Here is a 14,175-nt window from a genome sequence, read left to right on the forward strand (position 1 = left end):
GCTAAGCGCCGCCAAGACAAGGAGCCCGCCATGAGCGAATTCAAACGTATCCCTCCCGAACAAGCCCAAGCCCTGCGCGAGCAAGGCGCGGTGGTGGTTGATATCCGCGACCAGCCTACTTACTCGGCAGCCCATATCACCGGCGCCCAGCATCTGGATAACGTTAACATCGCCGACTTCATCCGCGCCGCCGACCTCGACGCGCCACTGATCGTGGCCTGCTACCACGGCAACTCCAGCCAGAGCGCCGCCGCCTACCTGATCAGCCAAGGCTTCTCCGACGTCTACAGCCTGGACGGTGGTTTTGAGCTGTGGCGTACGACCTATCCTGCAGAAATTTCTTCGGGCGATTCGCAATAAATATTTTCAAACCCCGCTACCCCGCGTGACGCTTGGGCTCGCGCCGTTTCTGACGAACGGCGCAGGCAAACTAATTGCGTATCACGCCTTGACCTCCCAGATTCCGAACTATCCTTAAGCGCAGGCCATCCGAATCAGGGGAGAGCCGGTACACCGGCGTGCGGGTCATCGGTAGCGTTTAGGGTGTTCTGGGGGGAAAACGGCCATTGGCGATCGTCAATGACTGCCAGCATCGACTGATAGATCCGGCGTCGGCTCCACGTATCGAGCGAGGTGACGACGTCATGAGTATCTTTAGCCACTTCCAACAACGCTTCGCGTCCACACAGCAGGAAGAACTCACGCTGCAAGAGTATCTTGAGCTGTGCAAGCAGGACCGCAGCACCTACGCATCTGCCGCCGAGCGCCTGCTATTGGCGATTGGTGAGCCGGAGCTGGTGGAAACCGCCAATAATTCGCGCCTGTCGCGGATATTCTCCAACAAGGTGATCCGCCGCTACCCGGCCTTTGAAGACTTCCACGGAATGGAAGAATGCATTGATCAGATCGTCTCCTACTTCCGCCATGCCGCCCAAGGCCTGGAAGAGAAGAAACAGATCCTCTATCTGCTCGGCCCTGTCGGCGGCGGTAAATCGTCCCTGGCCGAAAAGCTCAAACAGCTGATCGAGAAAGTGCCCTTCTACGCGATCAAGGGCTCGCCGGTCTTCGAGTCGCCACTGGGCCTGTTCAACGCCACGGAAGATGGCGCGATCCTCGAAGAAGACTTCGGCATCCCACGCCGCTACCTCAACACCATCATGTCGCCCTGGGCCACCAAGCGCCTGGCCGAGTTTGGCGGTGACATCAGCCAGTTCCGCGTGGTGAAACTCTACCCCTCGATCCTCAACCAGATCGGCGTTGCCAAGACCGAGCCGGGCGATGAGAACAACCAGGATATTTCGGCGCTGGTGGGCAAGGTCGATATCCGCAAACTCGAAGAATTCCCGCAAAACGACGCCGACGCCTACAGCTACTCGGGCGCACTGTGCCGGGCCAACCAAGGCCTGATGGAATTCGTGGAAATGTTCAAGGCACCGATCAAGGTGCTGCACCCACTGCTTACCGCGACCCAGGAAGGTAACTACAACAGCACCGAAGGCTTGGGCGCGATTCCGTTCACCGGGATCCTGCTGGCCCACTCCAACGAATCGGAATGGCACACCTTCCGTAACAACAAGAACAACGAAGCCTTCATCGACCGGATCTACATCGTCAAGGTGCCTTATTGCCTGCGAGTCAGCGATGAGATCAAGATCTACGACAAGCTACTGTTCAACAGCTCCCTGGCGAAGGCCCATTGCGCACCCGACACCCTGAAGATGCTCGCCCAGTTCACCGTGCTGTCGCGCCTCAAGGAGCCGGAGAACTCGAACATCTACTCGAAGATGCGCGTTTACGACGGTGAAAACCTCAAGGACACCGACCCTAAAGCCAAGTCAATCCAGGAATACCGCGACACGGCAGGCGTGGATGAAGGCATGAACGGCCTATCGACGCGCTTTGCGTTCAAGATCCTGTCCAAAGTCTTCAACTTCGACCCGCACGAGATCGCCGCCAACCCGGTGCACCTGCTCTATGTGCTGGAGCAGCAGATCGAACAGGAACAGTTCCAGGCGGAAACCCGTGAACGCTACCTGCGCTTCCTCAAGGAGTACCTAGCGCCGCGCTACATCGAGTTTATTGGCAAGGAAATCCAGACCGCGTACCTGGAGTCCTACAGCGAGTACGGCCAGAACATTTTCGACCGCTATGTGCTGTATGCGGACTTCTGGATCCAGGACCAGGAATACCGCGACCCGGAAACCGGCGAGATCCTCAACCGCGTAGCCCTCAACGAGGAATTGGAAAAGATCGAGAAACCCGCTGGCATCAGCAATCCGAAGGATTTCCGCAACGAGATCGTCAACTTCGTACTGCGTGCCCGTGCCAACAACAACGGCAAGAACCCTACCTGGCTCAGCTACGAGAAGCTGCGGGTGGTCATCGAGAAGAAAATGTTCTCCAACACCGAGGATCTGCTACCGGTCATCAGCTTCAATGCCAAGGCCAGCAAGGAGGACCAGCAAAAACACAACGACTTCGTCACACGAATGGTCGAGCGTGGCTACACCGACAAACAGGTACGACTGCTCTCCGAGTGGTATCTGCGGGTTCGCAAATCGCAGTAAGGCAGCGATAGGCGTGCACTGCCAGGTCATGGGCCTGGCAGTTGACCGCTTGTCTCTAAGCTTCCAGCTCGCCGCTTGAAGCTTGTAACGTGAAGCTGCCCGGAGGGCTCCTCATGAGCTATGTGATCGACCGACGCCTCAATGGCAAGAACAAGAGCACGGTAAACCGCCAGCGTTTCCTGCGGCGTTACCGTGACCACATCAAAAAGGCCGTCGAAGAGGCCGTCAGCCGCCGCTCCATCACCGACATGGAGCATGGTGAGCAAATCAGCATTCCCGGACGGGATATCGACGAACCGGTCCTGCACCATGGCCGCGGCGGCAAACAGACCGTCGTGCACCCTGGTAACAAGGAGTTCACCACCGGCGAACATATCCAGCGACCTCAAGGCGGTGGTGGTGGCAAAGGTCCAGGCAAAGCCGGCAATTCTGGCGAAGGCATGGACGAGTTTGTGTTCCAGATTACCCAGGAGGAATTCCTCGAGTTCATGTTCGAGGACTTGGAATTGCCCAACCTCGTCAAACGAAACCTGACCGGTACCGACACCTTCAAGACTGTGCGGGCAGGTATCAGTAACGAGGGCAACCCGTCACGGATCAATATCATCCGTACCCTGCGCTCGGCCCATGCACGGCGTATCGCCCTGTCGGGCAGCAGCCGCGCCAAATTGAAAGAGGCCAAGGAAGAGTTGGCGCGCTTGAAGCGCGAAGAACCGGATAACTTCGGCGATATCCAGGAAATCGAGGCGGAAATCGAGAAACTCAGTGCGCGCATCCATCGTGTGCCGTTCCTCGACACCTTCGACTTGAAATACAACCTGCTCGTCAAACAACCGAACCCCAGTTCCAAGGCGGTGATGTTTTGCCTGATGGACGTTTCCGGCTCCATGACCCAGGCCACCAAGGACATCGCCAAACGGTTCTTCATCCTGCTCTACCTGTTCCTGAAGCGAAACTACGACAAGATCGACGTAGTGTTCATCCGCCATCACACCAGCGCCCGGGAAGTCGACGAAGAAGAGTTCTTCTACTCGCGGGAAACCGGCGGCACCATCGTGTCCAGCGCCCTGAAGCTGATGCAGGAGATCATGGCCGAGCGCTACCCGGCCAACGAATGGAATATCTACGCCGCTCAAGCCTCTGACGGCGACAACTGGAATGATGATTCGCCCATCTGCCGCGACATTCTGATCAACCAGATCATGCCGTTCGTGCAGTACTACACTTACGTTGAAATTACCCCCCGTGAGCACCAGGCCCTGTGGTTCGAATATGAGCGCATCGGCGAAGCTTTTGCCGACACGTTCGCCCAGCAGCAACTGGTCTCGGCCGGCGATATCTATCCGGTCTTCCGTGAACTCTTCCAGCGCAGGTTAGTGACATGACCGCCAAAAAAGAGACTAAGCGCCAACCCATTTCCACCGGCTCCGAGTGGACCTTTGAGCTGATCCAGGCCTATGACAAGGAAATCAGTCGGATCGCGGCGGGTTATGCCCTGGACACATACCCCAACCAGATCGAAGTGATCACCGCTGAGCAGATGATGGATGCCTACGCGTCTGTTGGTATGCCGCTGGGTTATCACCATTGGTCCTACGGTAAACACTTCCTCAGCACCGAGAAGTCCTACACCCGCGGCCAGATGGGGCTGGCCTACGAGATCGTGATTAACTCCGACCCATGCATCGCCTACTTGATGGAAGAAAACACCATCTGCATGCAGGCATTGGTGGTGGCCCACGCTTGCTATGGGCATAACAGCTTTTTCAAAGGCAACTACCTGTTCCGCACCTGGACCGATGCGAGTTCGATCATCGATTACCTGGTGTTCGCCAAGCAGTACATCATGCAGTGTGAGGAGCGCCACGGGATCGACGCAGTGGAGGACTTGCTCGACTCTTGTCATGCCCTGATGAACTACGGGGTCGACCGCTACAAGCGCCCGTACCCGATTTCCGCCGAGGAAGAACGCCTGCGTCAGAAGGAGCGTGAAGAGCACCTGCAGAAGCAAATCAACGACCTGTGGCGCACTATTCCTAAACGCGCCGACAAAAACAGCGACAAGGACAATGCGCGCTTCCCCGCCGAACCTCAGGAAAACATCCTATATTTCCTGGAAAAACACGCCCCACTGCTGGAACCATGGCAACGGGAAATCGTGCGCATCGTGCGCAAGATCGCCCAGTACTTTTATCCACAGCGCCAAACCCAAGTGATGAACGAAGGCTGGGCGACGTTCTGGCACTACACGCTTATGAACGACCTGTACGACGAGGGTTTGGTCACCGACGGCTTCATGATGGAGTTCCTCACCTCCCACACCAGTGTGGTATTTCAGCCTGGCTTCGACAGCCCGTATTACAGCGGCATCAACCCTTACGCTCTGGGTTTTGCCATGTACCGCGACATCCGGCGCATGTGCGAACACCCGACCGAAGAGGACCGCCGCTGGTTTCCGGAAATCGCCGGCAGCGACTGGCTGTCCACCATCAAGTTCGCCATGAGCAGCTTCAAGGACGAGAGTTTTATCCTGCAGTACCTGTCACCCCAGGTGATCCGCGACCTCAAACTGTTCAGCATCCTCGATGACGACCTCAAGGACGATTTGGTGGTGCCGGCCATCCACGATGAGCCCGGCTACCGCATCATCCGTGAAACCTTGGCCGCGCAGTACAACCTGGGCAACCGGGAGCCCAACGTACAGATCTACAGCATTGATGTCCGCGGAGACCGCTCGCTGACCTTGCGTCACCAGCAACATGACCGCAAACCCCTGGGCGAATCCACCGAGGAAGTACTCAAGCATCTGCACCGACTGTGGGGTTTTGACATCCATCTGGAAACCCTGCAAGGCGATCAGGTGATGAAAACTCACCATGTTCCACCGCGCAGTGATCACAACGATAACGACTATGGTCGCCTGGACATGGCCGTCGTTCACCTCTGAAACAGCAAAGCCTCCATTGGTCAGGCACAGGCGGTATCCTGTGCCGCTAATGGAGGCTTTTTCATGAAAATCTACAAAGTCGGCGGCGCCGTGCGTGACCGCCTGCTGGGCATCAAGGTCACTGATATCGACCGCGTCGTTGTCGGTGCGACCACCGAGGAGATGCTGGCGAAGGGCTTCAAGCCGGTAGGCGCTGACTTCCCGGTGTTCCTGGACCCGAAGAACGGCGACGAATATGCTTTGGCCCGCACTGAGCGCAAGAGCGGCCGGGGCTATGGCGGTTTTGTCTTTCACGCCAGCCCCGAGGTCACGCTGGAAGAAGACCTGATCCGTCGCGACCTGACCATCAACGCAATGGCTGAAGACGATGACGGCAACCTGACCGACCCCTACAACGGCCAGCGTGACCTAGAAGCCCGCGTTCTACGCCATGTTTCCCCCGCTTTCGCCGAAGATCCCCTGCGAGTTCTGCGCGTCGCACGTTTTGCTGCTCGCTATGCACATCTTGGTTTTACAGTGGCACCGCAGACTCTGGAACTGATGCGTCAACTCAGCGAGTCAGGCGAATTGGAAGCCCTGACGCCGGAGCGCAGCTGGAAGGAAATCTCCCGAGCGCTGATGGAAGATCAGCCTCAGGTGTTTATTCAGGTCCTGCGCGACTGCGACGCACTGAAAACCTTGATGCCGGAAGTGAATGCACTCTTCGGCGTCCCCCAACCCGAGGCCCACCACCCCGAGATAGACACTGGCGTGCATACCTTGAGCGTGCTGGAGCAGGCCGCCTTGCACAAACAGCCACTGACCGTGCGCTGGGCCTGCCTGCTGCATGACCTGGGCAAGGGTCTAACGCCTGTGGATAAGTTGCCGCAGCATATCGCCCATGAGCATCGGGGCTTGAAGCTGATCAAGGCAGTCAATGAACGTTTCAAAGTGCCAAGGGATTGCCAGGAGCTGGCGCTGCTGGTGGGTCAATATCACACCCACGGCCATCGAGCGCTGGAGCTGAAAGCCTCGACGCTGCTGGAGTTACTGCAAAGTTTTGACGTATATCGCCGACCGCAGCGCTTTGAGGAGTTTGTGGTCGCCTGTGAAATGGATGCCCGGGGCCGCAAGGGCTTCGAGCAACGCAGTTATCCACAGGCAGATTATTTGCGCGGTGCGGCGCAGACAGCACGCGAGGTGGCGGTGGCGCCATTGGTGGAGAAGGGTTTCAAAGGCCCTGAGCTGGGCGAAGCCTTGAAGCGCGAACGGCTCAAGGCGTTGCAGGCCTACAAGGAACAACGCGCCCTATCGAATTAGAAGCGCATTCGGCGTCAGGTGCTGGCCCTGCCACTCAAAGGCGACAGGCGCCAGCAACTGATCGATCTGCGCATCCCGCCACAGATCAGCCATCGTTTTACCCACCTCAGGATGCACGCGGTCCGGCGCCATCAACGACAGCGGCCACAAAACAAAGGCGTTTTTCAGAATTTCCGCACGGGGCAGAATCAAACCGTCGAAATCCCCCACCAACTCGCCGTACAGCAGCACATCGATGTCCAATGGCAGGCCTTTGCGGTCCGGCGCGTAGCGGCCGTTTTCAGCTTCGATGGTCTTAAGACGGCGGTCCAATTCTGTCAACGACAGGTCGGTATAGGCCGACACCACCAGATTGAAGAACGGCCCGCTTTTGATGCCCACCGGCTGGCTTTCGAACACCGCCGAGCAGCGCATATCCGTCAGAAAGCTCGCTAACGCGTCGAGCCCGGCGCACAGATGGAGCTCGCGCTCGATATTGCTACCGAGGCCAAGGTAAACCTGAGTTAGCGACATCCGCGCTCAATCTCCACGCCCACACCTTTGGCGGCCGGTACTGCGCCGGGCTTGGTCAGTTTGAGGTGCAGCCAGGGAATCTGGAACTCACTCATCAACACTTGGGCCAAGCGCTCAGCAAAGGTTTCCACCAGTTGGTACTGGGACTGTTCGGCAAACGCCTGGATACGCGCCGAAACGCTGGCGTAATCCAGCGCCAAGGCCAGGTCGTCACCTGCGGCGGCCGGGCGGTTATCCCACGCGAAGCTCAGGTCCAGACGCAGGCATTGGCGGATCCCGCGCTCCCAGTCGTAGGCCCCGATCACGGTGTCGACTTCCAGGCCTTCGATAAACACTCTGTCCAAGCTCTTCTCCGCAGCACGACAAGGGCGCGATGCCCCGTTAGAATCAGGGCGTCCTCGCCCGGAATAGTTAGCATGTTTTGGTCACTGGCGATTCTCGCCTACCTGCTCGGCTCGCTGTCCTTCGCCATTTTGCTCAGCCGCCTGACGGGAAACCCCGACCCGCGAATGAGTGGTTCCGGCAATGCTGGCGCCACCAACATGTTGCGCCTGGCCGGCAAGAAGCTCGCCGTGCTGACGCTGCTGGGCGATCTGTGCAAGGGCTTGCTGCCCGTGCTGATCGCCAGCACCGCCGGCCTTACCCTGCAACAGCAGGCCTGGGTGGGCGTGTGCGCCGTCCTGGGCCATCTGTTTCCACTGTATTTCCGATTTCGCGGCGGCAAAGGTGTCGCCACGGCGGCCGGTATGCTGCTGGGGATCTACCCACCGGCGGCACTACTGGCCGTGCTTGCCTGGCTGCTGACGTTCTACCTGACCCGAACCAGCTCACTGGCGGCACTGATCGCCACGCCGCTCACCCTGCCATTGCTGGCCTGGCAGGAACCGGCGGCGCTGCTGCCGATGAGCGTGCTGACATTGCTGATCGTCTGGCGCCATCGGGGCAATTTACGCGACCTGTTTGCCGGGCGCGAACGGCATTTTTAAATCCCCCAGATGAGCCTGGCTCACGTCGCGCCCAAATAACGGCCTACAACGGCGGCAGCTGCTCCATCGGCCAACGTGCCTGCACGCTGATCGCCAGGCTTTCGTGCTGCCCCGCCAGCAGACGCTGGCAACCGGCATAGGCGATCATGGCGCCATTGTCGGTGCAAAACTCAGGGCGCGCGTAGAACACATCACCCTTCATATCACCGAGCATTTTTTCCAATGAACTGCGCAGCGCCTTGTTGGCGCTGACGCCGCCAGCGATCACCAGACGCTTCATGCCAGCCTGTTTCAGAGCACGCTTGCACTTGATGGTCAAAGTCTCCACCACGGCCTGCTGGAACGCCAGAGCGATGTCGCAACGGGCTTGCTCACTGTCGTCCCCGGCGCTGACGCTGTGCTGCCAGGTATTCAGTGCGGAGGTTTTCAACCCGCTGAAGCTGAACATCAAACCGGGGCGATCGCACATCGGACGCGGGAATGTGTAGCGACCAGCAACGCCCTTTTCGGCGAGACGGGCGATTTCCGGTCCGCCGGGGTAATTGAGGCCCATCATCTTCGCAGTCTTGTCGAAAGCTTCGCCGGCGGCGTCGTCCAGCGACTCGCCCAAAAGCGTGTATTGACCGATTCCGTCGACCTGAACCAGCTGCGTATGCCCCCCCGAAACCAACAAAGCGACGAACGGGAACTGCGGCGGGTTTTCTTCCAGCATCGGCGCTAGTAAATGGCCTTCCATATGGTGCACACCCAGGGCTGGAATACCCCAGGCGAAAGCCAGCGCCTGTGCGCAAGAGGCCCCAACCAGAAGGGCTCCGACCAATCCAGGGCCCGCCGTGTAGGCAATCGCGTCGATCTCGGTCGGCACACAACCGGCCTCGTCCAGCACCTGGCGAATCAAGGGCAGCATGCGCTTGACGTGATCACGGCTGGCCAGCTCCGGCACCACGCCGCCATAAGCGCGGTGCAGGTCGATCTGACTGAACAGTGCATCGGCCAAAAGCCCGCGTTCACTGTCGTAAAGTGCGACACCGGTTTCGTCGCAGGAGGTTTCAAGTCCCAGTACTAGCATGGGTTTGCGCCTTGTAGAGGCTAAATTCGAAGGCGCGCATAATAGTCGCCACTCCCCCTCCCGACTAGCGGTTTTCGATCAGAGGCTTTGCATTCCGGTCAATGAGGGGTTAACATCCGCAACCCTTAAAAACCGACGACCTCAGCCGCGAATTTTTTGCGACGAGAACGTTGATCCCGGTAATGAAAGAAGGTAGCTCTGGATGCCAGCCGTCAAAGTTAAAGAGAACGAACCCTTCGACGTAGCTCTGCGTCGTTTCAAGCGCTCCTGCGAAAAAGCCGGTGTACTGGCCGAAGTTCGTAGCCGCGAATTTTACGAGAAGCCAACTTCTGAGCGTAAGCGTAAAGCAGCAGCCGCTGTTAAGCGTCACGCCAAGAAAGTTCAGCGCGAGCAGCGCCGCGCCGTTCGTCTGTACTAATACACAGACGTTCGTAGCAAGCTTCTGCCAAGCCCGGCCCTACAGCCGGGCTATTGGCATTTGCAGATATCGCTTGATGCTTCATCGTCGAAGCCGCACATGCGACTGAGACAACTGCTTCACACGTCAGGACTGGCTCTTTTGCCAGCGGTGCACGTCTCTTCTGACGAGCCTAACAAGGCTACTGACGAGCACACTTATTCTGTAAACAGGCGATCAACGGTCGGCTGTGCCCATCGATGAGCTTCCGAGGCCGCCAGCGGCCAAGACCGGAGCCAGGGGCAACATTTCTTCGCCGAAGACTGATAGAAATTAACGTCAGTGAATGCTCGGCAGATACACTTCCATACAGCCCAAGCAGACGATTGATGGTCGAGCCACTCGACCCAAGCGCTTGAGCACTTCACGGGCCCTCATTTACACGCAGTGATGACGAGAACGCCATGGCCGGGCTAATTCCCCAGAGCTTTATTGACGACCTTCTGAACCGCACCGACATCGTCGATGTTGTCAGCTCGCGCGTGCAATTGAAGAAAGCCGGCAAGAATTACACCGCCTGCTGCCCGTTCCACAAAGAAAAAACCCCGTCGTTCAGCGTCAGCCCAGACAAGCAGTTCTATTACTGCTTTGGCTGCGGCGCAGGCGGTAACGCCCTCGGCTTCTTGATGGACCACGACAACCTGGACTTCCCCCAGGCAATCGAGGACCTGGCGAAAGCCGCCGGCATGGAAGTCCCCCGCGAAGAAAGTGGCCGCCCGCACAAACCACGGCAACCCACCGATTCGCCGCTATACCCGCTGCTCACTGCCGCCGCCGACTTTTACCGGCAGGCACTGAAGAGCCATCCTCAGCGCAAGGCAGCAGTCGATTACCTCAAGGGCCGCGGCCTTACCGGTGAAATCGCTCGCGACTTCGGTCTCGGCTTCGCGCCACCCGGCTGGGACAACCTGTACAAACATTTGAGCAGCGACACTCTGCAGCAAAAAGCCATGATCGACGCAGGCCTCCTGGTGGAAAACGCCGAGACCGGCAAGCGCTACGACCGCTTCCGCGACCGCGTGATGTTCCCTATCCGTGACAGCCGCGGCCGTATCATCGCCTTCGGTGGCCGCGTACTGGGCGACGACAAACCCAAGTACCTGAACTCCCCGGAAACCCCGGTATTCCACAAAGGCCAGGAACTCTACGGCCTGTTCGAAGCGCGCAAGAACAATCGCAACCTCGATGAAATCATCGTGGTTGAAGGCTATATGGACGTGATCGCCCTCGCCCAGCAAGGCTTGCGCAACGCCGTCGCCACCCTTGGCACCGCCACCAGCGAAGAACATCTGAAGCGCCTGTTTCGCGTCGTGCCCAGCGTGCTGTTCTGCTTCGACGGCGACCAGGCTGGCCGCAACGCCGCTTGGCGCGCACTCGAAGCCACGCTGTCGAGCCTGCAGGATGGGCGCCGCGCGCGCTTCCTGTTCTTGCCCGAGGGAGAAGACCCGGACACCCTGGTGCGCTCCGAAGGCACTGACGCATTCCGTGCACGCATCAACCAACATGCGCAGCCGCTGGCCGATTATTTTTTCCAGCAACTGACTGAGGAAGCCGATCCGCGCTCCCTTGAAGGCAAGGCCCATATGGCCACCCTCGCAGCGCCGCTGATCGACAAGGTGCCTGGCGCCAACCTGCGCACCCTGATGCGCCAACGTCTACTGGAAATTACCGGGCTAAGCGGCGAAGCCGTCAGTCAGCTGGTGCACAGTGCACCGCAGGATGCTCCGCCCGCCTACGACCCGGGCATGGATTACGACGCCATGCCGGACTATGCCGACTTCCAGCCGCAGGAGGCCTACGCGCCCCAGCAGGAATGGACGCCGAAGAAGCCCGGTGCCGGCGGCAAGAAATGGGACAAGAAACCGTGGAGCAAGAACGGCAAGCGTGGCGATCGCGATGAGGCCTACGCCCCACGCACGCCAGTTGCCGTAGAAGCGCCCACGCTGATCGCCCTGCGCACGCTCATTCACCACCCGCAACTGGCGGGCAAGGTCGAAAGTGCCGACCATTTTGCCAATGCGAGCAATACCTACGCTCAGGTGCTGATCGCGCTGATCGAAGCCGTGCAGAAAAATCCTAAGCTAAACTCAATTCAGCTGATGGCACGCTGGCACGGCACAGAACAAGGGCGCTTGTTGAAAGCACTTGCGGAAAAGGAGTGGCTAATTGACGGCGATAACCTTGAACAACAGTTTTTAGACACCATTACTAGGTTATCTGCGGGTCAGCATACGCAAACCCTCGATGAACTCATCAAGAGAGCAAGACAGCCAGGATTATCGGCTGAAGAGCAAATTCAGATAGCAAAACAGATGCGCGACCTCTTAAAACAGAATGTTTCCGCATCAAACCCGACCTCAGCTGGCGTGTGAGGTCATAGCTCGGGTATAATCCTCGGCTTGTTTTTTGCCCGCCAAGACCTTCAGTGGATAGGGTGTTATGTCCGGAAAAGCGCAACAGCAGTCTCGTATCAAAGAGTTGATCACCCTTGGTCGTGAGCAGAAGTATCTGACTTACGCAGAGGTCAACGACCACCTGCCTGAGGATATTTCAGATCCTGAGCAGGTGGAAGACATCATCCGCATGATTAATGACATGGGGATCCCCGTACACGAGAGTGCTCCGGATGCGGACGCCCTTATGTTGGCCGACGCCGATACCGACGAGGCAGCCGCTGAAGAAGCCGCTGCTGCGTTGGCCGCGGTGGAGACCGACATCGGTCGCACGACTGACCCTGTGCGCATGTATATGCGTGAAATGGGTACCGTCGAGTTGCTGACACGCGAAGGCGAGATCGAAATCGCCAAGCGTATCGAAGAGGGCATCCGTGAAGTGATGGGCGCAATCGCGCACTTCCCTGGCACGGTTGACCACATTCTCTCCGAGTACACTCGCGTCACCACCGAAGGTGGCCGCCTGTCCGACGTCCTGAGCGGTTATATCGACCCGGACGACGGTATTGCGCCGCCTGCTGCCGAAGTACCGCCGCCTGTCGATGCGAAAGCCGCAAAAGCGGACGACGACTCCGATGACGACGAGGCTGAAGCCAGCACCGACGACGAAGAAGAAGTCGAAAGCGGTCCAGACCCGATCATCGCCGCCCAGCGTTTCGGTGCGGTTTCCGATCAAATGGAAGTCACCCGCAAGGCCCTGAAAAAGCACGGTCGCTCCAACAAGCTGGCAATTGCCGAGCTGCTGGCGCTGGCTGAGCTGTTCATGCCAATCAAGCTGGTTCCGAAGCAATTCGAAGGCCTGGTTGAACGCGTTCGCAGCGCCCTTGAGCGTCTGCGCGCACAAGAGCGTGCGATTATGCAGCTCTGTGTTCGTGATGCTCGCATGCCGCGTACTGACTTCCTGCGCCAGTTCCCGGGCAACGAAGTTGACGAAAGCTGGAGCGACGCTCTGGCCAAAGGCAAGGCGAAGTATGCTGAAGCCATTGGTCGCCTGCAGCCGGATATCATCCGCTGCCAGCAGAAGCTGACTGCACTTGAGACCGAAACCGGTCTGACGATTGCCGAGATCAAGGACATCAACCGTCGCATGTCGATCGGTGAGGCTAAAGCCCGCCGCGCGAAGAAAGAGATGGTAGAAGCGAACTTGCGTCTGGTGATCTCCATCGCCAAGAAGTACACCAACCGTGGCCTGCAATTCCTCGATCTGATCCAGGAAGGCAACATCGGCTTGATGAAGGCTGTGGACAAGTTCGAATACCGTCGCGGCTACAAGTTCTCGACTTATGCCACCTGGTGGATCCGTCAAGCGATCACTCGCTCGATCGCCGACCAGGCCCGCACCATTCGTATTCCGGTGCACATGATCGAGACGATCAACAAGCTCAACCGTATTTCCCGGCAGATGTTGCAGGAAATGGGTCGCGAACCGACCCCGGAAGAGCTGGGCGAACGCATGGAAATGCCTGAGGATAAAATCCGTAAGGTATTGAAGATCGCTAAAGAGCCGATCTCCATGGAAACCCCGATCGGTGATGACGAAGACTCCCACCTGGGTGACTTCATCGAAGACTCGACTATGCAGTCGCCAATCGATGTCGCCACTGTTGAGAGCTTGAAAGAAGCGACTCGCGACGTACTGTCCGGCCTCACTGCCCGTGAAGCCAAGGTACTGCGCATGCGTTTCGGCATCGACATGAATACCGACCACACCCTTGAGGAAGTCGGTAAGCAGTTTGACGTGACCCGTGAACGGATCCGTCAGATCGAAGCCAAGGCGCTGCGCAAGTTGCGCCACCCGACGCGAAGCGAGCATCTGCGCTCCTTCCTCGACGAGTGATACCAGAACCCCCGGCCCATGCCGGGGGTTTTGTTTTGCATAGATAA

At 58.3% G+C, this 14,175-nt stretch carries 12 protein-coding genes; 9 read left to right on the forward strand and 3 right to left on the reverse strand.

Annotated features, from left to right (window positions below; translation table 11 throughout):
* Window positions 1-30 precede the first annotated feature (30 nt).
* The 5 genes from glpE to AOA61_RS09110 all read left to right on the forward strand — a co-directional run bounded on the left by glpE (window position 31) and on the right by AOA61_RS09110 (window position 6,813).
* The gene (gene glpE / locus AOA61_RS09090; protein WP_032883859.1) at window positions 31-360 is read left to right on the forward strand and encodes a thiosulfate sulfurtransferase GlpE; all 330 of its coding nucleotides are present in this window, start codon (window positions 31-33) and stop codon (window positions 358-360) included.
* Between the two features lie 284 nt (window positions 361-644).
* Entirely contained in the window at window positions 645-2,567 is a 1,923-nt protein-coding gene (locus AOA61_RS09095; protein ID WP_003194732.1) for a PrkA family serine protein kinase, read from the forward strand.
* A 113-nt stretch (window positions 2,568-2,680) separates the two neighbouring features.
* The gene (locus AOA61_RS09100) at window positions 2,681-3,952 is read left to right on the forward strand and encodes a YeaH/YhbH family protein (protein ID WP_016977872.1); all 1,272 of its coding nucleotides are present in this window, start codon (window positions 2,681-2,683) and stop codon (window positions 3,950-3,952) included.
* Complete coding sequence (locus AOA61_RS09105) at window positions 3,949-5,514, forward strand: SpoVR family protein (protein ID WP_032883861.1); 1,566 nt, start codon at window positions 3,949-3,951, stop codon at window positions 5,512-5,514. Before AOA61_RS09100 ends, AOA61_RS09105 begins: the two co-directional genes overlap by 4 nt.
* Before the next feature lie 63 nt (window positions 5,515-5,577).
* Window positions 5,578-6,813 (forward strand): multifunctional CCA addition/repair protein, encoded by a 1,236-nt coding sequence (locus AOA61_RS09110; protein ID WP_099601627.1) that lies wholly within the window; start codon window positions 5,578-5,580, stop codon window positions 6,811-6,813.
* On the opposite strand, the gene folK is transcribed toward AOA61_RS09110, so the two are convergent.
* Window positions 6,802-7,326, reverse strand: a complete 525-nt coding sequence (folK, locus tag AOA61_RS09115) for a 2-amino-4-hydroxy-6-hydroxymethyldihydropteridine diphosphokinase (protein WP_095185045.1) — start codon at window positions 7,324-7,326, stop codon at window positions 6,802-6,804. The two genes, AOA61_RS09110 and folK, sit on opposite strands and share 12 nt — an antisense overlap.
* Entirely contained in the window at window positions 7,317-7,670 is a 354-nt protein-coding gene (folB, locus tag AOA61_RS09120; protein ID WP_099601628.1) for a dihydroneopterin aldolase, read from the reverse strand. The genes folK and folB overlap by 10 nt, the downstream gene beginning before the upstream one ends.
* A gap of 72 nt (window positions 7,671-7,742) precedes the next feature.
* On the opposite strand from folB, the gene plsY reads away from it, so the two are divergent.
* Window positions 7,743-8,312 (forward strand): glycerol-3-phosphate 1-O-acyltransferase PlsY, encoded by a 570-nt coding sequence (gene plsY, locus AOA61_RS09125; protein ID WP_032883869.1) that lies wholly within the window; start codon window positions 7,743-7,745, stop codon window positions 8,310-8,312.
* Window positions 8,313-8,355: 43 nt separating this feature from the next.
* Here the strand turns inward: plsY and tsaD are convergent, their stop codons facing one another.
* A complete protein-coding gene (tsaD, locus tag AOA61_RS09130; protein ID WP_032883871.1) occupies window positions 8,356-9,381 on the reverse strand; it encodes a tRNA (adenosine(37)-N6)-threonylcarbamoyltransferase complex transferase subunit TsaD in 1,026 nt (341 codons plus the stop codon).
* Window positions 9,382-9,583: 202 nt separating this feature from the next.
* Between tsaD and rpsU the strand changes: the two genes are divergently transcribed.
* From rpsU to rpoD, 3 genes are all read left to right on the forward strand, one after another.
* Window positions 9,584-9,799 (forward strand): 30S ribosomal protein S21, encoded by a 216-nt coding sequence (gene rpsU, locus AOA61_RS09135; protein WP_002551877.1) that lies wholly within the window; start codon window positions 9,584-9,586, stop codon window positions 9,797-9,799.
* Between the two features lie 443 nt (window positions 9,800-10,242).
* Window positions 10,243-12,210: a DNA primase gene (dnaG, locus tag AOA61_RS09140; RefSeq protein WP_032883872.1), complete on the forward strand. Its 1,968-nt coding sequence runs from the start codon at window positions 10,243-10,245 to the stop codon at window positions 12,208-12,210.
* A gap of 67 nt (window positions 12,211-12,277) precedes the next feature.
* Window positions 12,278-14,128 carry an RNA polymerase sigma factor RpoD gene (gene rpoD / locus AOA61_RS09145; RefSeq protein WP_032883873.1) on the forward strand — a complete coding sequence of 617 codons (1,851 nt, stop codon included), beginning with the start codon at window positions 12,278-12,280 and terminating at the stop codon, window positions 14,126-14,128.
* The last annotated feature ends 47 nt before the right edge of the window (window positions 14,129-14,175 follow it).

This window comes from Pseudomonas sp. 2995-1 (assembly GCF_002742505.1).
Classification (GTDB): domain Bacteria; phylum Pseudomonadota; class Gammaproteobacteria; order Pseudomonadales; family Pseudomonadaceae; genus Aquipseudomonas; species Aquipseudomonas sivasensis.